This is a genomic window from Prevotella pectinovora (genome assembly GCF_041323955.1).
In the GTDB taxonomy this organism is placed as follows: domain Bacteria; phylum Bacteroidota; class Bacteroidia; order Bacteroidales; family Bacteroidaceae; genus Prevotella; species Prevotella pectinovora.
The window spans coordinates 148,693-168,796 of record NZ_JBGLIV010000001.1; the positions used below are offsets into that span (position 1 = coordinate 148,693).

Genomic DNA, 20,104 nt, shown 5'->3' on the forward strand with positions numbered 1-20,104 from the left:
TAATAGGAATAACATGATATCAAAAGAAGAAGTACGTGAGCTGTTGACAAGCACTGAGACATATAGAATTGAGCGTACTGTTTCAACGGGAGATATGGATAAGTTCCAAGAAGCAATATGTGCCTTCTCGAATGATTTACCTAATTCTAAAAAGAATGGGTATCTGATTATTGGTGCATATGATAATGGAACTTTATCTGGATTGAAGGTTGATGATGATTTGCTAAAGAAGATTTCGGCCATACGTTCAAATGGTAATATATTGCCCCTTCCTATTATGTCGGTTGAAAGATTTGAATATGAGGATGGAGAATTACTTGTGGCTGAAGTTTCGCCATCATTGGTCCCTCCTGTACGATATCGTGGTAGGACATATGCATAGAGATTACCAATCCAATATGCCAATACGACTTTATCAATATGAAGATCGGATTGAAATTCTTAATGCTGGAGGCCTGTATGGCGAGGCTCGTCCTGAGAACTTCCCAACGGTAAATGATTATCGTAATCCTATTGTTGCAGAAGCTATGCGTGGATTGAAGTATGTTAACATGTTCAATCGTGGAATTCAACGTGTAAAGAATCTCTTGCAAGAGAATGGTAATCCTGAACCAGAGTTCAATGTGGACAAGATTACAGCTTTTGAGGTAGTCGTGAGGCCTTCCTTATCACTTAACTTGGTCACTGATGAAAAAAACGTGACTAAGTCAGTGACTAAGTTGAATGACACGCTTAATGATGTAACTGATTTTTGTTCTACTCCTCGAAGTATGACTGAAATAATGGAGCATCTTGGCCTTAAACACAGATACAATGTTAAGCATCGCTATATTGACCCTCTTATAGAGGGTGGTTTTTTGGTTATGACTATTCCTGAAAAACCTAATAGCCGAAGCCAAAAGTACAAACGGGTATTGACTTAGTCACTTAACTTGGTCACTGACGAGTGACCAAGTTGATATTATAGAGTATGAATAATTTGTCGCGCGATAATTAAACCAACAACATACAAAGATATGATTGAGATTTTGAAATATTTCCTTTTGGAATCCCTTCCAAAGGAAAACAAGAGAAGTTTGCTGCCGTATATAAACAGGCCGATAAATCAAGAATAAACTTCGTTCGATTTTGTGGATCAAGTATAGCATCAAGGATAATGATGTTTTTGAAAAGGCATACCAATATATTGAAATGTATTTCTGCAATGCCCTTGTTCGTACCAACTACCGCAATCCTTCAAAAGGTATAGAACCCAACAAGTCATTCCTTGCAAAGTTCTTCCGGAATTTGATGTTGGGCGAACATCATGAACTGAAGAACCGCTATATGCTGATTGGTTATAGTGATGTGGATGACACCCATACAAGTACCCATACAAGCTTTGATGAAACAGTATCTGCGTTATCTGAAAAATATAAAGCGGTTAATCATTGCGATTGGCACAGTGAAGGACTGGAGGTATATAATCGATTAAACTCCAAACCGTTTGATGACCGTTTTAGGTGAAATATACAAGACTGAAAATTCTCCCCCTGGCGTGGGGAATGAAACCCCACATTAGGGGGAACTGTTCCCCACGCCGTGGGGGATTTTAGACATATATTCTTGTCGGCGTAATTATTTGGCTGATTCATCTGACAAAGCCGTCTTTTCACCGTCACCAGGTATAACAATGACAAGCCCATTGGCGGAATTAATTGTGCATTATATTAATTCCGCCAATGGGTTAAACCCAAACGGTCATTAGGCCGTTTATTGTATTTTATATTTACTGCTTGCAGTCTTTTGTTTTTTATAAGGCGTCTTTTGCTTGTTTTTAATTCGTAATAGCTCGCTATTACTCATTAAAAGCCAAACAAAATCCACTCTTCTAAAAGAACAAAATCCAGGCAAGCCCTAATGACCTCTAAGTTTGCAGAAGATTGCGACGAAGTCGCATAAACTCCAAAATAATCAAGGTAAAACTATGATTGCTAAAGACAGTTTCGTACCTTTGTTGTAAAAAGGTAGAATCGGTCTGTCGAAGAGGTAAACCAGCTAATGACCCAGCCGTAAAGCTATAAATCGTTTAGGTCCTCATCGACATAGTTGCAAAGACCAGATAGAAAGTTATCGGCTCTGAGCCTTGTTAGAGTGTTAGTCCATACAACTATTGACCAATTCTACACAATATAACTCGTACAAAGTTATGAAGAATTTATTTATCGGAGTTGATTTTTCGAAAGAAAAAGTTGATGTGGCTATCCTTTTTGCAGACGGACTGGCAGAAACCGCTGCTAGAGTGTTCAACGAGTTCAAGACAACCGTGTCTGGCTATAGGCAGTTGGTCAAGTGGGTTGAGCAGAATTCCTGCGGTATCGACTCGTCCTTGTGGCTCTTCTGTGGCGAGAACACGGGCGACTACAGCAAGGGACTGTGCAACTTCCTCTACGGTAAAGGCTACGACATGTGGCTTGAGAACGCAAAGAGCATCAAAGACGCATCTGGTCTTAGACGATTGAAGTCTGACCGTGCTGACGCCTCGATGATTGCAGAATACGCCATGAGGAATTACGATAAAGCCGTTATGTACGAGCCTCTTAGCGAGTCGCTTACACAACTGCGTGAGCTGTTCCTATACCGTCAGATGATCGTAAGACACAGATGCAGTTTCCAGGTGCGTAGAGGCGAAAAGCGACTCACTATGGAGAAGTCGCCAGTCAAGACAATGATTTCGCAGAGCGGACGGCACATCGTCTCTGAACTCAATAAGGAGATAGAGAAGATAGATAAGCGCATTGCCGATCTCATCAAGTCGGACGAGGAACTCACCGAGGTGTTCACCATCGTGACCTCGGTGCCTGGCATAGGAACGCAGAACGCTGTGTGCCTGATGGTGTACACCGACAACTTCCGGCGTTTCAACTACGACTCACGCAAGATTGCCTGCTATTACGGCCTAGCTCCATTTGGCAAAGATTCGGGAACCAGTGTGCATTCCGATCCGCATGTACATTATATGGCTAACCGCCAGATAAAGGCCATGCTGACGCAAGCGGCACTAGCTGCCGTCAACTTCAATCCCATTATGGCGAGGTACTACATGCGCCTCGTAGAACGAGGAAAGAAGAAGCAGGTTGCACTGAACAATGTCAAGAACAAACTTGTACATTTGGTCACAGCCATGGTCAGAAATCGCCAAACATTCACCCCTGAATATAAAATCTCAGCATAAATTGAAAATAATGGTCAAAACATTTGGATATTAACATAGAAAGCGATTTGGGTTAAGCGAAGGCTTCTCAAAAAAAAGGTATGCCGATTCGGCATACCCTCTCTGAATATTTTGTTGAATTGTCATGCGCTTATCAGTGTCAGCGTGTAAAGATATACCACTGCGGCAGGCATCGCCATGAGCGAAGAGTCGAAGCGGTCGAGCATTCCACCATGGCCAGGCAATATGTTGCCGCTGTCTTTGATGCCGAGGGTGCGCTTGAAGAGCGATTCCACGAGGTCGCCCCATGTGCCGAACACCACGATGACGAGACCCAGACCCATCCACTGGATGAGCGACAGTCCCAGTTCGCTCTCTATATGCGGGAAGAAATGGTATACCACGGCAGCTGCCACCAATACGAGCAGTGCTCCGCCGATGGAGCCCTCCCATGTCTTTCCGGGAGAGATGCGCGGGAAGAGTTTGTGTTTGCCGAACAGCGAACCGCTGCAGTATGCCCCCGTGTCGTTGGTCCAGAGGAAGATGAATACGCAGAGCGGCACGATGTAGTTGTATACCGTCTGTCCGTTTGCCGCTCCATTGAATGCCAGCACATTGATGGTGGAGAAAGGCAGTGCGATATACATCTGTCCGAGCATGGTGTGGGCCCAGTCCTCTATGGCGTTGTCGTTGCCGGTGTATAGTTCGCTGATGAAGAGATACACGATGGTGAGGAGATAGGGGATGAACACGGCCCCCGTGTCGACGATTCCGCTGCAGAAACCTCCTACGGCGAAGAAGAAATACACTCCCGCCACGGTGCTTATGAAACGGTTTACCTGCACGTTCTCCTTTTCGTTCACCAGTCCTGTGTATTCCCATAGCGACAGTCCGGTGACGAGGGCAAACAGGAATTCCATTGCAAACGCATCAAGGAAACACACCACTACTGCGGTGACGAAAAACACACCCGTGATGCTGCGTACTATCAGATTGCTCAATTTGCTGTTCTTCTTTTCTTCTGTCATGATGCTTATTGGTTTTGGTCGTCGGTGGATGATGGGGTGGTGGAGTTCCCGGTGTCATCCGTGTTTTTGGTTTCCTCAGAACTCTTGGTGTTCTCTGTGGCAGGAGAGCTTTCCGCCTTGCTGTTGGTCTCTTCGAGAATCTCCTGTGAACGGCTCACCCATTGACGTTTGCCGAATATCTTCTCCACATCCTCGGCGAAGATCACCTCGCGCTCTATGAGAAGCTGGGCGAGCTGGTTGTGGCCCTCCTTGTGTTCCGTGAGGATAGCCTTGGCCCTGTCATACTGTTCGGCGATCATTCTGATAGCCTCGTCGTCGATAGCCTTAGCCGTGGTCTCGGAGTATGGCTTCTGGAAGTTATATTCGTTGTTGTTGTAATAGCTGATGTTAGGCAGGTTGGTGCCCATTCCGGCATAGGCAATCATACCGTAGATGCTCTTGGTGACACGCTCCAGGTCGTTGATGGCACCGGTGGAGATGTGTCCGGTGAAAAGCTCCTCTGCCGCACGTCCGCCGAGCAGCGAACAGATTTCGTCGAGCATTGCCTCCTTGGTGGTGATCTGTCGTTCCTCCGGCATATACCATGCAGCGCCGAGAGCTCTGCCTCGTGGCACGATGGATACCTTGACCAGCGGGTTGGCATGTTCGGTGAACCATGATATCGTGGCGTGACCTGCCTCGTGGATGGCTATCGAGCGTTTCTCAGAGGCGGTCATCACCTTGGTCTTCTTCTCCAGTCCGCCGATGATGCGGTCTACGGCGTCGAGGAAGTCCTGCTTCTCCACGCTCTTCTTGCCGTGGCGCGCTGCTATGAGAGCCGCCTCGTTGCAGACATTGGCAATGTCGGCACCCGAGAATCCCGGAGTCTGGCGTGCCAGCATCTCCACATCCACACTGGCATCCCTCTTGATAGGACGGAGATGCACCTCGAATATCGCCTTGCGCTCGTTCAGGTCTGGCAGGTCAACGCTGATCTGCCTGTCGAAACGACCGGCTCTGAGCAATGCCTTGTCGAGCATGTCAGCACGGTTTGTGGCAGCCAGCACTATGATTCCGCTGTTGGTGCCGAAACCGTCCATCTCGGTGAGCAATGCGTTGAGGGTGCTCTCCCGTTCGTCGTTGCTGCCCATCGACGGGTTCTGGCTGCGCGCACGTCCCACGGCGTCGATCTCGTCGATGAATATGATGCAGGGAGCCTTCTCCTTGGCCTGGCGGAAGAGGTCGCGGACGCGGCTTGCGCCCACACCTACGAACATCTCCACGAAGTCGGAACCGCTCATGGAGAAGAACGGTACGCCGGCCTCGCCGGCCACAGCCTTTGCAAGCAGTGTCTTACCGGTTCCCGGAGGACCGATGAGGAGGGCGCCTGTGGGTATCTTGCCGCCCAGTTCGGTGTATTTCTTAGGATTCTTCAGGAAGTCTACGATTTCCTGTACCTCCTGCTTGGCGCCTTCCTGTCCGGCTACGTCCTTGAAGGTTATAGGGTTCTCGTTTTTCTCCTTGTCGTATACTTTCGCCTTGCTCTTGCCTACACCGAGGATGCCGGGACCTCCGCCGCCACCCATCCTGCGCATCAGGAATATCCAGATGGCAAAGAAGAGGATGATAGGTCCTACGGCCTGCAGGATATACATCAGTATGCTGCCCTGGTCGCTCTCATAGCTCAGTCCGCCCTTGAATACGCCCTGCGCACGGGCTGCATCAATAAAGCCCTCCAGTTTGTCCACACTGCCATACTGTACCTCCACGAACGGGTTGGGGCCCATCTGTTTGGTGCCGGAATTGAACACCGTGCGGATGTAGTTCGGCTTTACGAACATCTTGAGCTTGCCGTTGTCTTTGTTCACGACGATGCTCTCGGCATAGCCCTTAGCCACATAAGTCTGGAAGTCGGAGTAGGCCAGCTGTTTGCCGGCGCTGCCACCGGTGGAGTTGCCTCCCATGATGAAGGCAATTATCAGTCCGATGATGCAGAGACCGTAAATCCAACCCATGTTGAACTTGGGCATCTTGTTGTTGTTTTTATTGTTGTTGCTGAAATTATTGTTCGGATTCATGTCAGTAGTATTGAATTTCCACCTTATATAATATATAGAGCAGCGAGGCATTTCCTGATGCGGACACCCGTCGTCGCTCTTCTGTCCTGCTTGTTGTCAGTCTGCGTCGATGTCGGGAACTACCGTTATCTTGGCATCCTCCCAGAGGTCTTCCAGATTGTAGTATTCGCGCACTTCAGGCAGGAAGATATGCACCATCACGTCGGAATAGTCCATTGCCACCCACTGCGCGTTTGTCAGTCCGGCAATCTTTACCGGCTTCTCTCCAGCCTCTATGCGTGCCGTCTCCTCCACTGAGTCGGTGATAGCGTCGATCTGTGTCGGTGAGTTGCCCTGGCAGATCACGAAATAGTCGCATATCGTTCCAGCTATACCTCTGAGGTCGGCAACTACGATATTTGAACCTTTCTTCTCTTGAATACCTTTTACGATTGTCTCTACAAGCTTGTTCTTCTTTTCCATCAAATTTTAATAGGATTATTTTTGTTTTCTAATTCATTTTTTGTCGACACCATGCGGCGACACCGCTTTCTGATGCGAAATACCGCTCGTCTTATATATATATAATGTGCCAACAGCATACAAAGGTAAGCCGATTTATCCGAATTAAGCAAGAATATGGTGTTATTTTGGATTTTTTTATAAAAAAGTTGCCGAAATTGTTTGTAGTTAAAAAAAAAGTAGTACCTTTGCACTCGCAATCGGGAAGTTAATAACAAACGATTGATAAAACAAAAGCATTGGGATATGGTGTAATGGTAACACTACAGATTCTGGTCCTGTCATTCTTGGTTCGAGTCCGAGTATCCCAACAACAGAGAGACATCCTCACCAAGGGGATGTCTTTTTTGTTGTTGCATGTGATCGTTCTAATTATTTAATGATATATTGATTATGAATATGAAAGAAACACCTGTGCTTCTGCTTACCGGATATCTGGGAAGCGGAAAGACTACATTGCTCAACAGAATACTCGCCAATGAGGAGGGCTTGAAATTTGCAGTGATAGTGAACGATATCGGTGAGGTGAACATCGACGCCGACCTCATACAGCAGGGAGGCATCGTGGGCGAGGGAGACGACAGTTTGGTGGCTCTGCAGAACGGCTGCATATGCTGCACGCTGAAGATGGACCTCGTGCAGCAGATCAGCGACATCGTGGCGCAGCACCGCTTCGACTATATAGTAATCGAGGCGAGCGGCATCTGCGAACCGGCGCCAATCGCCCAGACCATCAGCGTATATCCGAGGATGTATCCGGAGATGGCGAAGGAGGGCATGGCGAAGCTCGACGCCATCGTGACGGTGTGTGATGCCCTGCGACTGCGCGATGAATTCAATGAGGGCACCGACCTGACGAGGATGAACATCGATGATGATGACCTGGAGAGTCTGGTGATCCAGCAGGTGGAGTTCTGTAATATCATACTGCTCAACAAGGCATCGGAGGTGACTGCCGAAGAACTGGAACATGTGAAGGCGATACTGCGCCAGATTCAGCCGAAGGCGGAGATCATACCATGCGACTATGGCGATGTGGACCTGAAGAAGATTATAAATACCGGACTGTTCGACTTCGAAAAGGTGGCTACGTCGGCACGCTGGATAGAGGCTGTGGAGGCTGACGAGGATGATCTGGAGAACGAAGAGGAGGGCGAAGCACTGGAATACGGCATCGGCACCTTTGTTTATCGCCGTCGTCGTCCGTTCTCCTTGACAGAGTTCGACCAGTTCATTGCGCGCAAGTTCCCGAAGAGCGTGATTCGCTGCAAGGGAATATGCTATTTCGAGAGCGAGAAAGACCAGTGTTATCTCTTTGAGCAGGCAGGTAGCCAGGTGTCGCTGACCAATGCCGGACAGTGGTATGCGTCGATGCCGGAGGATGAGTTCGCCGAGTTCAGCAAGAACAATCCCGGCGTGTTGAAAGACTGGGATGAAGAATATGGCGACCGCATGCAGAAACTCGTGTTCATCGGACAGAATATGGACCGCGAGGAGATAGAAAAAGAATTGGACAAGTGTCTGGTGTAGAAAGGGGATTACTAATACTCTTATGAAAGGACAAAATCCAAACAGTCTCTAATGACCGATTTGGTATAAAACAAACCCATCCTGGACTTCATTATTGAAAGGCCAGGATGGGTTTGTTGCTGATCGGTATTTGAAAGATTGCCGAACTCCTTTCAAGTACTATATAAAGATTAGTGCGTCTTGTTGACTTAACCGAGGTCTACTACCGTTATTCCGGCACCTCCAAACTGCACATGCTCGTCTTTGTATGATGTAACGGCAGGTACGGTGGCGAGATACTGGCGGATAAGCTGGCGCAGGATTCCCGTTCCGGTGCCGTGGAGGATGCGTACTCTCGACATGCCGACGAGGGTGGCATCGTCGATGAAATACATCACGGCATTGAGGGCTTCGTCGCCTCGCATGCCGCGCACGTCGAGGTCTTGCTTGAAGTTGAGCTTCTTTTCGTCGATAGTCTCGCGGGTCTGTCTGCCTACGGTCATGAACGGGCGCGGTTCTTCGCGCTTGGGAGCCGTGGCGTGTTCCAGCTTCTTCAGAGAGGTGGTGGATCGCAGGTCGCCGAATATCACGGTGGCGTTCTTGCCCTGTATGCTCTCTATCTTGCCCACGGATGTGGTGCCCTTTATCCTCACAGTGTCGCCTTCCTTCAGCGGAGCGCTGACGGTGGACAGGGTGGTGGCGGCAGACGTGTTGTCTTTGTCCTGTCCTGAAGATGACGGGTCGCCCTTCTTGCGGTTCTTCTTGTTTTCCTTCCTTCTGAGAATCTGCGCCATCTTGCGCGCTATCTTGTCGTCTTCTGCCTGCTTGTCCATATCGGAGATGCCCTCCTTGAAGTCTCTCAGACTGTCGCGAAGCTTCTTTGTCTCTTCCTTCTCAGCCTGCTTCTCACGGATTTCGCGGATGACGTTCTCGATTTTCTTGTTGCTCTCCTTGAACAGTTCCTCGGCCCTTTCCTTGGCTTTGGCGAGCACCTCCTTGCGGCTCTTTGCCAGATCGCTGATTTCAGACTCGTATTTAGCTATCGTCTGCTCCATCTGCTTCTCGCGCTGATGGATGGTCTGGCGTTTGCTCTCCCAGTAGCGCTTGTCGCGCACGATGTCTTGCAGATATTTGTCGCTCTGTATGTAGTCGGAGCCTACTATCTCGCTGGCGTCGTGAATCACCTGTTCGGGCAGTCCTATCTTGCGGGCTATCTCAATGGCGAACGAACTTCCCGGCTGACCTATCTGCAGCTGGAACAGAGCCTGCATCTGATGGCGGTCGTAGAGCATCGCGCCATTGACCACACCCTCGTGGCTGTCGGCGAAATGCTTCAGGTTCTGATAGTGGGTGGTGATGACGCCATAGGCTCTCTTTATGCAAAACTGCTTGAGCACCGCTTCTGCTATGGCACCGCCGATCTGCGGTTCAGTACCGGTTCCGAACTCGTCGATGAGAATCAGGGTGCGGTCGTTGGCGCTCTTCATCATGTTCTTCATGTTCGTAAGATGGCTCGAATACGTACTCAGGTCGTCCTCGATGCTCTGTTCGTCACCGATGTCTATGAGGATGTTCTGGAATATTCCCGTTTGTGAACGCTCGCTCATCGGTACCGACAGTCCGCATTGCAGCATATACTGCACCAGTCCTACGGTCTTCAGACATACTGACTTTCCGCCGGCGTTAGGTCCGGAGATTATCAGCATTCTCTTGTTGCGTGTCAGCGTGATTTCCAGCGGCACCACCTTCTTGCCCTGCTTCTGCAGCGAGAGACGAAGCAGCGGGTGTGTGGCTCCTATCCAGTCGATATGCGGATATTTGCCCACCTCCGGTTCTATGCCGCCAATCAGTTTGGCGAGCTCCGTCTTGGCCCGCAGCATGTCGACCTGAGCCAGCAGCTTGTAGGAGTCGAGAATCTGAGGCACATGCGGACGTATCACCTTTGCCATCTCCGTCAGGATGCGTATCACCTCGCGGCGCTCTTCGGCTTCGAGTTCGCGGACGCGGTTGTTTGCCTCTACCACTTCGGTAGGCTCTATGAAGAGAGTCTTTCCTGAGGCCGACTCGTCGTGCACGATACCCTTTATCTTGCGCTTCATCGTGGGTACTACAGGTATTACCAGACGGCCGTCGCGCATTGCTGGCGTGACATCCTTCTCTATCAGACCTTCGCTCTGTGCCGATCTCAGTATGCTATATAATGTACGCGAGATGCTGCCCTCCACCTTTGCCAGCTCCCTGCGGATGTTGAGCAGTTCCGGCGATGCCGTATCGCGTATCTTTCCGAATTTATCCAATATCTGGTCTATACGCTGCAGAATCTGCGGAAACGTCACCACGCCTTCGGCAAGCTCGTGAAGGGCAGGGTAGGGGTATACGGGGTCTTTGCGCCATCCGTCATCCGTTGCCGCAACGGCAGCGTCTTCGTCCGTGCGGTTCAGATACGTCACGATGTCGTTCACCGTTCCCAGCGACCGGCGCAGGTCGAACAGTTCGTCCTCCTCCATGTGAGTGCCTTCCAGTCGGAGGCGTGCCACCGACTGTCTCACGTCGAAGAAGTAGTTGAGAGGGAAATTCTCCTCTTCCTCCTGTAGCCGGCGAAACTCCCTGACTCTCGACAGCTGGGTGTTTATCGCCTTCACGTTGTCCATGAAGGTAATCTTGTCCACTTCTTCTTTGCCGAGAGAGCTCAGACAGCGTTCTCGCAGCAGAGTCCTTATCTCGTTGAATCCGATCTTGTCTTCGAATGTTTTTGGGTAAATCATGGTGCAAAATTAGCAAAAACATCTTTTTTATGAAAAAAGCTGCGATAAAATTTGCAGATATAAATATAATTCCATACCTTTGCACTCGCTTTAAGACACTAAGCAAGTTCTTCAAGTAGGGAGAGATGGCAGAGTGGTCGAATGCACCGGTCTTGAAAACCGGCGTACTGAGAGGTACCGGGGGTTCGAATCCCTCTCTCTCCGCAAAGTCCTGTAAATCGCAAGATTTACGGGACTTTTCTTTATTATAACCCTGGCGTGCCCTTCAAAAATTACATTTACGATCAATAGTGTAGTTTTATACATTTTCTATATCATTTCATACAAACCATCTGCAACGATTTGCTTATAGCATATACATGACCTAATTTTGTATAAAAAAGCAATGAAGAAAGTATTAGTAGTTATTGGAATGTTAGTTTTGGCCGGTATGATTTTGGCTGGTGTCGTATGGTGGTGTTCTCGCACAAGCAACCCATGGAATGCTGCGACGATTGGAGACATTTCAGCTCCTGTTGGATATGCCCGTGTAGACGGCAGTTATGCAGAGTTTATGCGCAGTTTGCCGCTGAAGAAACGTGGAAGCAAGGTGCAGCTCTATACGGGTGGTGATGCGCGGTTTCAGTTTCTCTCAACCGGCGTAATCGACATACCGATGCTCAGCAACTCGGAGCAGTGTGCTGATATGACCATGAGAGTGAGGGCTGAGTACCTGTTCAGTCAGGGACGCTACTCGGAGATACGTTTCCAGGACGTAAATGGCAATACGCTTCAATATCAAGGTGGGGCTTCGCGCAAAGCGCTGGAGAAATTCTTGAAAAAAGCCTACGGAGTGTGCAGCACTTTTTCTGTGAGCCGTGAGACGGAACCAAGAAAGATAAGTGATGTGCAACCCGGCGATGTGCTCGTCTATCCAGCTCGCAAGTTGAAAGGAATGGGACATGCTCTGATAGTGATTGATGTGGCTCGCAACGGCAAAAAAGTAGCCATTATGTGTGCTGAAGGCAATACACCTGCACGCGAATTGCATATCGTGAGAAATCCTAACCCTATATCTAATCCTTGGTTCTTTTTTGACGGCGATGAGAGTATGCTATTTGTTTCAATATTCCATTTTGGAAGGAATGAATTGAGACATTATTGACAAACAATATAATATTATTCGTTTTTTGGCGTATTTATTATATGACCTTTTGAAGTAATAACCATGTACAATTTGTAAGGATTAAATGGAAAGACTTAAAATTATCACATCCGTTGGACTGTTTAGGGTGCCAACGGACGACATTGCCTATATAGAAGCTTCTGGCAACTACTGTGACGTGCATCTCTTCAACGGAGAGTCGGTGACGATGACGTTCTAGTTGCACTACTTTGTGGAAGCCTTTAACAAACTGAAGCAGAATTTCTTTACGCGTGTTGGCAAGAGTCTGATAGTAAACACAAATTATGTTTACGCCATCAACATTACCAACCAAGATTTGAAGCTAATGGATCATCGTATGAATCAAGGGTTTAGGTTAAAAGCTTCGAAGGAAGCACTCAAGGAGTTAAAGACAATTTTGGAACAGGAAAAGTAAATGATTATGAAATATACAGAAGGTAACGACATACAGGAGAAGCCTATTTTCGCGATAGAGAATGATGATAACAGCACTTCTTCGCAAGAGCTTCTCGACGAACCCACGATTATTATAGAGAGTAGTGGCGAAATGAAGCCCAATTCTTCGTCGGATTCCATCAAAAAACGAGGTGGGTTGCCGAAGTGGAATTTGGCTATCATGTGGTTTGTGGCAACCGTGATGCTAGTATTTGGCTGCTACAAAGTCATACGCCTCTACAACTACTATTATAATATAGGTGTGAGCATTTCCGTATCGCCGAAAGAAAATATAAAGAAGTTAGACGATATGAAGGCGCAAAACGAGTCGTCGGCAGTAGTGCTTAAGACCGACTCTGTGCTCGGCGTGGCACTTGACATCTATGAACTGCATAACGTGCAGGCTGAGTTGTCGCTTCAGGAACCCGATACCGCCGACCATAGTGTGCTGATGTACACCCGTACTGCCGACTATACCGCCATGGGCAAGTATATCGGCTCGTTGGTCGTCGACGGCGAGCAGAAACGGAGCGATGTGTCGCGTCTTGGCTATTGCGCCATAGCCAAGGGCAATATGGTCATCGGCATATCTCGTTTTGACGATATGTGTGAGCACATGGTAGCGCGTGACGGCTCTTACTTCCGCCAGTTTGTGCTCGTGTCCAACGGCGAACTGCCTCAGCGTTTCTTCCTGCATGGCAAGGTGGAACGCAAAGCCCTTGCACGTACCGCTGATGGCCGTCTTTGTATCATCGCGACCCGCCACCCCGAAACCCTGTGGGACTTCGCCGATGCCTTGCGCGAATATGGCTATGTGGATGCCATATACCTTACCGGTGGCAACGAGAGCGGTTTCTACCGTGCTCCCGACGGCACCGCCTACTTCACGGATAAAGCCGCCAAGTATCGCACCGACAAGCACCACGGTGTAGCTCCTTGGCTGGTGCTTAGGAAGCGATAATTGCCAAGATATACAATAAACCCGGCATCTTGTACAAGCCACCTCGGAAAGTTTCTCGGTTCAGAAAAGCCACACTACCTTTGCATTGTCAATAAGACAAAACCATTAAAAAACAATAGAAGACAATGAAGAAGTTAATGATTGCGCTGCTGATGGTTGTAGCAACCAGCACAGCAAGTTTTGCAAAGGGTAGTAACGACAATGTACAGACTGCTGCCAAGGAAGTGGTTCAGAAGGTGAAGAATGCTCCTTCGGGCACTACTTATGGGGTGGTGAAAGTGACCAAGAGCCATATCGTGGTGAACACCCCTCTCGGCCGTTACAACATCAACAAGAATGAAGACGGAAGCTTCTCTTTCATGGGTATGACTGCCAAGCTCGTTGCCGCCAAGAACGGTGTGTACAAGGTGAAGACCTCACTTGGTACGTTCAACATAAACATGCGCAAGGCCACCGTAACAAAGCAGTAAGCAGGCAAAGCCTACATGAGGCTACTCTTTTGAGTGTCGCCATGTGGGCTTTAGTATTTTTAATACATTAGTGTAGAGTGTCATATGCAGAAATTTATTAGAATTGCCTTGCCATGCGTTTGCTTTGCGGTAATTATATGGTGGTGTTGCTTCAACGGTTTCCAATACATTCATTGGAAATGGCTGATTTTGGCTGCAGGTATCGGTGGCATTTGTATTGCAGCATTGTATGTGAAACTACATAAGATGCTCGGCAAAAGTGAAGAACGGCGTAAAAAACAAATGGAAGAGGCTATTGAGGCTGTTGCGCCAGAAGTGGAAAAAGTAAAGGGCAACAGGTTGAAGAAAGAACTGGTAAAGCGCCGTATGGTAAAGGAATATCTTGAAAAGAACACCGACTATTATGCGAATGCTTATGACAACAACGCTATTAGTAAGGTGCAAGATTGGATATCTTCTCTTTGGTGGAGTCTTTGTTGCCTTTGTTTGCCTTTTGCGTCCATAATCATTTGGGTAATTGTTGCCATACTAATGGCATTGTTGTTTTGTTGGTCGTTCTCAACCGAAATGGCTATATGTTGCGCATTTTCCGTTGCAGCAAGCATCATTTTGGTATGGCGGCGCCATTATGTGTTGGCTCCTATAGCCATAGGTCTTGCGGCAATTCTTCTTTACGGGCTTTTTAATGCAGGCTTAGATGGTGTGGAAATGCGTGCTTACAACATGGTGCTTGACAACGAAGGAATTATTTTCCTTAGTCCATCCCATGCAGAATACACCATGTGGGGGAGCATGGTGATACTGGCTATCACCAGTATTTGTCTTGCTTTATATCCGTTATTAAAGAAAAAAACGTTGGTGATTTACGCGATATTGGTCTTGCTGGTTGTAGAAGTAATACGTTACAGTGTTTATATGAACATGACGCTCTCTATTCCTACATCATATTTGTACTATCCATATGTCTTGTTGTGTGCCATCAATGCCGACTTAGCGGTTATGCTTTGTATTTCGTACAACGCTGCATTTATAGTGATATTCGTTTACTTGGCATGGCTGTTCCCCGTAATCTTCGCTCTGCCTGCTTTTATACGGTCATGGAGGGGAATCGACGCACTTAAAGATCGGTCTCCATTATATAAAACGACCAAATACAGACACCTCTTCTACATTTGTCTTGCATGGCTGATAATGAATGCCTTGGCAACAGCTTTAGTATGGGGACGATTTATTGGCATACCTTCAGAGGAATGTGCATCGATTTTGGTAAAAGACACTCAATACTTATCAGGGTTTACAGGCATAGGGTATTGTGCAACGAACTTCATCGTCTATTGTGCGCCTATCTTGACCAGCGCGTTTTTCAGTTGGATATTATTCGCAATAACAAAGAGACAAATTAAATTGAAGGAGGACATTTCATAAACCAAACATACAAGAGAACGATGAAAAGGATATATATCATATTGCTGGTTGTCATATCGCTGCTGATTGTTAGCATCCCTTTTGTGCCTCCCATTTATAACAGGTACACTAAGCCATTGTATAAGAATTACGTCGATGTCAAGGAATGGTATGGCAATGTGGATTGCGAGAATCTCTCGCAAGTACGAGACTATTGCGAGCGACGAGGGTATAGTACAGATTATTATATCCTGGTGGATTTCTCCATTCCCTCGGGCAAGAAGCGGTTCTTCATCTACGACCTGCAGCATGGAAAGCGTGTGTTGAGCAGCTATTGTATGCACGGCAGTGGCAAGGGGAACACGGATGCCACTCCGAAGTTCAGCAATGAGGTCGGCAGCGGATGCTCCAGCCTTGGACGGTATGTGATGGTAGGAAAGGGTTGTAAATTTAAGAAGAGCATCCGTCTTCGTGGTCTTGACAAGACCAATTATCTTGCTGAGACTCGTGGTATCTTGATTCATTCAGCAAGAAAAGTCACAAGATTCTCTGGCGATAGGGAGTATATCCCGATAGGCTCCGAGAGCCGTGGCTGCTTCACGGTATCGAGAGATTGTGTGACGAAAGTGATGGAGATATATCGTGGAGCTTCTAAGCATAGGCCTGTGATGCTTTATGCTAAATATAAATGACAAGTAGACAATATATTTCAACGCCTATAAAAGTTATGTAACATCTTGAAAATCAATATTGCTACATGAAGATACAACTTTCAGAGTCATATTTGACTTATAGGCATTTGAATAATTATGGTAAGATAGTGGTCATGATGAAGTATTATCCTCTTTCATAAAGACAATTCATAAACATAATACAAAGGCAATGAGAATATAAACAGAAAACAATAGTTCATTTTCTTAGATTATAGTCTTGGCTCCAAAGTCATACAGCTACATGGATCTGTACTATGTTATGGAGCAACTGACCACCCTGCATTCTGATTTTGTACGGCAAAAGTAGTTGGTAAATGGTTATTGGATTTCTATCAGGATTTTCGTGGATTTGCGAGTGCTTGTGGCACTCCCTTTTCCTTAGCCAATGAACATCAGCCCCCTCTCGTTCTCCCCCGTAGGGGAGAAGCTGGTTACCTTGAATGTCGATAACACTCTGATAATCAGGTAACAAGAGTATCTGTCCCTCCCCTTCGGGGGAGGCTAGGTGGGGGCTGATGTCATTTAGCCATAGTAACCAGTTCCTTCCCTTGGGGAAGGCTAGGATGGGTTATCCTTCGGGGGAGGCTAGGTGGGGGCTGATGTCATTTAGCCATAGTAACCAGTTCCTTCCCTTGGGGAAGGCTAGGATGGGTTATCCTTCGGGGGAGGCTAGGTGGGGGCTGAAGTCATTTAGCCATAGTAACCAGTTCCTTCCCTTGGGGAAGGCTAGGATGGGTTATCCTTCGGGGGAGGCTAGGTGGGGGCTGAAGTCTATTGGCGGAGTCATAATTAAAAACTTCATGCGCAGCCGGTTTATCTTGGTTTATCGCTTGTATGCTTTTGCGAGGTGGTGACATAGTCGCCACCGATTAGTGGCGTGCAGGGTGACAGTCGATAGCTCGCTCTCGTAAGGTCGACCTGTACGGCAGGAATCAAGCCGTAAGGCTCGCAAAAGGATACAGGTGTCTATCCCGGTTTTTGTCTAAAATCATTGGCTAAGGAAAGGAAGTGCCCCAACACTTGCAAATCCAACTAAATCAAATCAAAATCCAAGAATCATTAGTTCATATTATCAATAAATGGATGCAAACAGGTGGGAAACGGGTATAAAGTCGGCGGTTTGTAAATGTCAAACATATCGCTTTAGGGTAAAAAACCACAGGTTATAATACCCCTACACGAAGCATAGAAAACATAACTGCAAGCTATTGCGAATTAAACCCAAACAAAATCCACTCTCTAAAAGCAAAAGACTGCAAGCTGTTGCTACATATTACATAGAACGGTCTGATGAACGATTGGGGCTAATGTTTTGGGCACTTTTCATACACGGATTCTGCCCAACAGGGGCAAGCACCGTGCCCAACTGGGGCAAGCACGTTACCCAACATGGGCAAGCACCGTGCCCATTTCTTGCACTTTTTTGTTCTCCTTGCCAATGATGCTTGTGGCACTCCCTTTTCCCTTGCTGATTTCTATGCTGGATAATCTTTAGACAAAAACCAAGATACCCCCCGATGATACTTCTATGATACTTCAATGTTACTTTTCTGTAAAATATTCAGAAAAGTAACATTGGCGTAATTCTTTGGTGGCCTGTACTTTAGGTCCTAAAGTGAAGCTCAAAATGATACTATGACACTTTGTTTCAGAAAAACAATAATAAACCTGTTGGCGGAATTAATTTTCCTCTCCGCCATCCATTTCCATGGCAATCCTCTTGCGCAGTTCCTCACACAGGCCTGCCGTTTTCTTCCTGCGGTCATTGAACTGTCTCCTTGATATGAGATTGGGAATGCTGTCCTTGTATTCTTGCAATTTATAGTCGAACAACCACTTCTCACTATCAATGCTCTCGGTCTCTGCCGTCAGGGATAGCGCCACCACTTCCAAATCCGAAAACTTGGGAACAGGACCACGACGTGGAACATTACCAGATTCGTTGACGAGATTTTCAGAGAATTGCTTGCATATCTCAAGTATTTTGACGAATTTTGTGTAAAGGTTGTACATACGATGGTTTGAACTTAATGTTTTGGTCACCACTAAGTTACTAAAAATCAGCGATATATACAACCTTTTACTCATATTTATCAACTTAAATTAATTCCGCCAACGGGTATAAATTAAGTTGACGAGAGACGAGTTGACAAGAGACAAGTTGACGAGGAGATTCGTTTTTCCATGACAAAAGTTGTTTTCGTTTCATAAACAAGTAATGCATATTTCCTCGTCTACTTGTCAACTCGTCAACTCTTTATTATTATAACGAATGTCGTGTGGCAGCCGGGCTGTGGCGTGTCAGCGAGTGTCAGGTTTCCGCCCTGTGCCATCATCATCTGACGGGCAAGCGACAGACCGATGCCGGAACCGGAACGCTTGGTGGTGAAGAAAGGCACGAACACCTCGCGTACCACTTCGGCTGGTATCGGCGAACCATTGTTGCTTATCAGCAGTTGCGTATAGCCGGCATCGGCAGTGACGGTAAGGCTGATGTCGTGCGCTCCGGCTTCAACGGCGTTCTTCACGATGTTTGTCAGTACCTGATGCATCATGCTTGCATCGGCACGCAGAGTGCGGATTGCACCGAGGTCCACATGCCAGGAAAGCTTGGGATAGAGCGACTTCAGATTGGCAACCATACGCTCAAGTTCTATTTCCTCTATAGTCACAGTCTGCAGCTGCGTCATCTTGCGGTAGCTCTCCACAAAGGCTGACAGGCTGCGCGTGGTGTCGTAGATGGCTCGTATGCCCTCTTCGAGCGGAGTCTGCTTCACCATCGTACTGCCCATGTAAGCCTGCGCTATGCTCTGTATCGGCGTTACGGCATTCATAATCTCGTGGGTAAGCACACGGGTGAGCCGCTGCCACGACTCCACTTCGCTGCGCGCCATGAGCTGGTTTATCTCGCCACCCATATCGTTGAGCATCGTCTGCAGGTCGCGTTCGCCCGGCATAATACCATCGGTGGGCAGACGGAACATGAAGTCACGGTTGCGCAGAGCCTCACGCATCAGCCGTACACGACTGGAGAGACGCCGCTGGTGGCGCCACTCCCAAATGATTATCACTGCGAGGATGACGATGAGAAATGCTATAATATAATAAGGTGTCATATCGTGTGGTATTATATTTGAAAGTTTCGGGGTCAGTTGTCTGTTTTCAACTTTCTGTAGAGCGTCTGTCTCGTTATGCCCAATAGTTCGGCAGCACGGCTCATATTGCCGTGGCATTGCTCCACCACTCTATGTACATGCTGCTGTTCCATTTTGTCGAGCGGCACCACCACACGGTTCTTCTCCACAGCATCGCGCAACGTGCGAATCAGTTCGTCGTTGTCCCACGGCTTAGTCACAAAGTCGGCAGCTCCGTTTTTCAGTCCTTTCACAGCCAGCTGCACATCAGCGTATGCCGTCATCAGCACCACGGGAGTATCCGGATACAGCTTCTTCAGCGTGCGCAGCCAGAACAGTCCGTCCAGTCCTGTGTTCACGCCGAGCGAGAAATTCATGTCGAGCAGTACCACATCAACATCCTCCTTCTTCAGCGTGGCAACAAGGTTGTCAGGACTTTCGAGAGTGAGCACACGTCGGAACGCCCCTGCAAGACATATCTTCAGGGCCGTGAGTATTGCCTGGTTGTCATCCACCACCAGTATAGTGTCACAATAAGTTTCTATCATATAACCTCCTAATGTGTATTTTCTTGTTTCTTCAGCCATAATGACTTCCGTCTTTATGAGATACGGCAAAGTTACATTTTTTTCCAGAACACACAAAGAGAAACGGCATTCATAAACGGAGTGTATGATTTTCATACAATATGCTGTATGATAATCATACAACGGGCTATTTTCCCGGCGAATATCTTCCGGGCGTTGATGGCGTGGCGTAAATTTGCAGA

Annotated in this window: 16 protein-coding genes, 2 tRNA genes and 2 pseudogenes; 13 read left to right on the forward strand and 7 right to left on the reverse strand. The window is 47.5% G+C overall.

Features of this window, described 5'->3' with window-relative positions; genetic code table 11:
* Nucleotides 1-13: 13 nt before the first annotated feature.
* The 3 genes and pseudogenes from ACDC99_RS00560 to ACDC99_RS00570 all read left to right on the forward strand — a co-directional run bounded on the left by ACDC99_RS00560 (nucleotide 14) and on the right by ACDC99_RS00570 (nucleotide 3,214).
* Nucleotides 14-923 (forward strand): annotated as a pseudogene (locus ACDC99_RS00560) (Fic family protein).
* A gap of 205 nt (nucleotides 924-1,128) precedes the next feature.
* Complete coding sequence (locus ACDC99_RS00565; protein WP_370755336.1) at nucleotides 1,129-1,506, forward strand: hypothetical protein; 378 nt, start codon at nucleotides 1,129-1,131, stop codon at nucleotides 1,504-1,506.
* Nucleotides 1,507-2,188: 682 nt separating this feature from the next.
* Nucleotides 2,189-3,214 carry an IS110 family RNA-guided transposase gene (locus tag ACDC99_RS00570; protein WP_042517114.1) on the forward strand — a complete coding sequence of 342 codons (1,026 nt, stop codon included), beginning with the start codon at nucleotides 2,189-2,191 and terminating at the stop codon, nucleotides 3,212-3,214.
* Nucleotides 3,215-3,336: 122 nt separating this feature from the next.
* On the opposite strand, the gene ACDC99_RS00575 is transcribed toward ACDC99_RS00570, so the two are convergent.
* The 3 genes from ACDC99_RS00575 to rsfS all read right to left on the reverse strand — a co-directional run bounded on the left by ACDC99_RS00575 (nucleotide 3,337) and on the right by rsfS (nucleotide 6,740).
* On the reverse strand, nucleotides 3,337-4,221 hold the full coding sequence (locus ACDC99_RS00575; RefSeq protein WP_022317176.1) for a phosphatidate cytidylyltransferase: 885 nt from the start codon (nucleotides 4,219-4,221) through the stop codon (nucleotides 3,337-3,339).
* A 5-nt stretch (nucleotides 4,222-4,226) separates the two neighbouring features.
* A complete protein-coding gene (gene ftsH / locus ACDC99_RS00580) occupies nucleotides 4,227-6,278 on the reverse strand; it encodes an ATP-dependent zinc metalloprotease FtsH (protein ID WP_370755338.1) in 2,052 nt (683 codons plus the stop codon).
* A gap of 96 nt (nucleotides 6,279-6,374) precedes the next feature.
* The gene (gene rsfS / locus ACDC99_RS00585; RefSeq protein ID WP_022317174.1) at nucleotides 6,375-6,740 is read right to left on the reverse strand and encodes a ribosome silencing factor; all 366 of its coding nucleotides are present in this window, start codon (nucleotides 6,738-6,740) and stop codon (nucleotides 6,375-6,377) included.
* 279 nt (nucleotides 6,741-7,019) lie between these two features.
* Between rsfS and ACDC99_RS00590 the strand changes: the two genes are divergently transcribed.
* Together ACDC99_RS00590 and ACDC99_RS00595 are read left to right on the forward strand one after the other, a co-directional pair.
* Nucleotides 7,020-7,090, forward strand: a tRNA-Gln gene (locus ACDC99_RS00590).
* An 82-nt stretch (nucleotides 7,091-7,172) separates the two neighbouring features.
* Nucleotides 7,173-8,309 carry a CobW family GTP-binding protein gene (locus ACDC99_RS00595; protein ID WP_042519236.1) on the forward strand — a complete coding sequence of 379 codons (1,137 nt, stop codon included), beginning with the start codon at nucleotides 7,173-7,175 and terminating at the stop codon, nucleotides 8,307-8,309.
* 188 nt (nucleotides 8,310-8,497) lie between these two features.
* Here the strand turns inward: ACDC99_RS00595 and ACDC99_RS00600 are convergent, their stop codons facing one another.
* Nucleotides 8,498-11,053, reverse strand: a complete 2,556-nt coding sequence (locus ACDC99_RS00600; protein ID WP_022317172.1) for an endonuclease MutS2 — start codon at nucleotides 11,051-11,053, stop codon at nucleotides 8,498-8,500.
* A gap of 119 nt (nucleotides 11,054-11,172) precedes the next feature.
* Between ACDC99_RS00600 and ACDC99_RS00605 the strand changes: the two genes are divergently transcribed.
* The 8 genes from ACDC99_RS00605 (at nucleotide 11,173) to ACDC99_RS00640 (ending at nucleotide 16,180) form a co-directional block, all read left to right on the forward strand.
* Nucleotides 11,173-11,257, forward strand: a tRNA-Ser gene (locus ACDC99_RS00605).
* Nucleotides 11,258-11,438: 181 nt separating this feature from the next.
* Nucleotides 11,439-12,197 carry a DUF4846 domain-containing protein gene (locus tag ACDC99_RS00610; protein ID WP_370755341.1) on the forward strand — a complete coding sequence of 253 codons (759 nt, stop codon included), beginning with the start codon at nucleotides 11,439-11,441 and terminating at the stop codon, nucleotides 12,195-12,197.
* 85 nt (nucleotides 12,198-12,282) lie between these two features.
* Complete coding sequence (locus ACDC99_RS00615; protein ID WP_370755343.1) at nucleotides 12,283-12,417, forward strand: hypothetical protein; 135 nt, start codon at nucleotides 12,283-12,285, stop codon at nucleotides 12,415-12,417.
* A 12-nt stretch (nucleotides 12,418-12,429) separates the two neighbouring features.
* Nucleotides 12,430-12,633 (forward strand): LytTR family transcriptional regulator DNA-binding domain-containing protein, encoded by a 204-nt coding sequence (locus ACDC99_RS00620; RefSeq protein ID WP_370755345.1) that lies wholly within the window; start codon nucleotides 12,430-12,432, stop codon nucleotides 12,631-12,633.
* Nucleotides 12,634-12,639: 6 nt separating this feature from the next.
* Nucleotides 12,640-13,614: a phosphodiester glycosidase family protein gene (locus ACDC99_RS00625; protein WP_370755346.1), complete on the forward strand. Its 975-nt coding sequence runs from the start codon at nucleotides 12,640-12,642 to the stop codon at nucleotides 13,612-13,614.
* Nucleotides 13,615-13,739: 125 nt separating this feature from the next.
* Nucleotides 13,740-14,084 carry a hypothetical protein gene (locus ACDC99_RS00630; protein ID WP_022317169.1) on the forward strand — a complete coding sequence of 115 codons (345 nt, stop codon included), beginning with the start codon at nucleotides 13,740-13,742 and terminating at the stop codon, nucleotides 14,082-14,084.
* An 84-nt stretch (nucleotides 14,085-14,168) separates the two neighbouring features.
* A complete protein-coding gene (locus ACDC99_RS00635) occupies nucleotides 14,169-15,509 on the forward strand; it encodes a hypothetical protein (RefSeq protein WP_370755349.1) in 1,341 nt (446 codons plus the stop codon).
* Nucleotides 15,510-15,625: 116 nt separating this feature from the next.
* Nucleotides 15,626-16,180, forward strand: coding sequence for a murein L,D-transpeptidase catalytic domain-containing protein (locus tag ACDC99_RS00640; protein WP_370755351.1), 555 nt, complete (start codon nucleotides 15,626-15,628; stop codon nucleotides 16,178-16,180).
* A gap of 1,707 nt (nucleotides 16,181-17,887) precedes the next feature.
* Here the strand turns inward: ACDC99_RS00640 and ACDC99_RS00645 are convergent.
* The 3 genes and pseudogenes from ACDC99_RS00645 to ACDC99_RS00655 form a co-directional block, all read right to left on the reverse strand.
* Nucleotides 17,888-18,289 (reverse strand): annotated as a pseudogene (locus tag ACDC99_RS00645) (IS982 family transposase); the annotation flags it as partial.
* A gap of 161 nt (nucleotides 18,290-18,450) precedes the next feature.
* Nucleotides 18,451-19,317, reverse strand: coding sequence for a sensor histidine kinase (locus tag ACDC99_RS00650; RefSeq protein ID WP_370755353.1), 867 nt, complete (start codon nucleotides 19,315-19,317; stop codon nucleotides 18,451-18,453).
* A gap of 32 nt (nucleotides 19,318-19,349) precedes the next feature.
* The gene (locus ACDC99_RS00655; protein WP_288745777.1) at nucleotides 19,350-19,922 is read right to left on the reverse strand and encodes a response regulator; all 573 of its coding nucleotides are present in this window, start codon (nucleotides 19,920-19,922) and stop codon (nucleotides 19,350-19,352) included.
* Nucleotides 19,923-20,104: the final 182 nt, after the last annotated feature.

Coding starts and splice junctions, on each gene's coding strand:
- ftsH (WP_370755338.1), bottom strand. CDS start 6,278: ATGAATCCGAACAATAATTTCAGCAACAACAATAAAAACAACAACAAG.
- ACDC99_RS00570 (WP_042517114.1), top strand. CDS start 2,189: ATGAAGAATTTATTTATCGGAGTTGATTTTTCGAAAGAAAAAGTTGAT.
- ACDC99_RS00630 (WP_022317169.1), top strand. CDS start 13,740: ATGAAGAAGTTAATGATTGCGCTGCTGATGGTTGTAGCAACCAGCACA.
- ACDC99_RS00615 (WP_370755343.1), top strand. CDS start 12,283: ATGGAAAGACTTAAAATTATCACATCCGTTGGACTGTTTAGGGTGCCA.
- rsfS (WP_022317174.1), bottom strand. CDS start 6,740: ATGGAAAAGAAGAACAAGCTTGTAGAGACAATCGTAAAAGGTATTCAA.
- ACDC99_RS00595 (WP_042519236.1), top strand. CDS start 7,173: ATGAATATGAAAGAAACACCTGTGCTTCTGCTTACCGGATATCTGGGA.
- ACDC99_RS00625 (WP_370755346.1), top strand. CDS start 12,640: ATGAAATATACAGAAGGTAACGACATACAGGAGAAGCCTATTTTCGCG.
- ACDC99_RS00600 (WP_022317172.1), bottom strand. CDS start 11,053: ATGATTTACCCAAAAACATTCGAAGACAAGATCGGATTCAACGAGATA.
- ACDC99_RS00650 (WP_370755353.1), bottom strand. CDS start 19,317: ATGACACCTTATTATATTATAGCATTTCTCATCGTCATCCTCGCAGTG.
- ACDC99_RS00655 (WP_288745777.1), bottom strand. CDS start 19,922: ATGGCTGAAGAAACAAGAAAATACACATTAGGAGGTTATATGATAGAA.
- ACDC99_RS00575 (WP_022317176.1), bottom strand. CDS start 4,221: ATGACAGAAGAAAAGAAGAACAGCAAATTGAGCAATCTGATAGTACGC.
- ACDC99_RS00610 (WP_370755341.1), top strand. CDS start 11,439: ATGAAGAAAGTATTAGTAGTTATTGGAATGTTAGTTTTGGCCGGTATG.
- ACDC99_RS00635 (WP_370755349.1), top strand. CDS start 14,169: ATGCAGAAATTTATTAGAATTGCCTTGCCATGCGTTTGCTTTGCGGTA.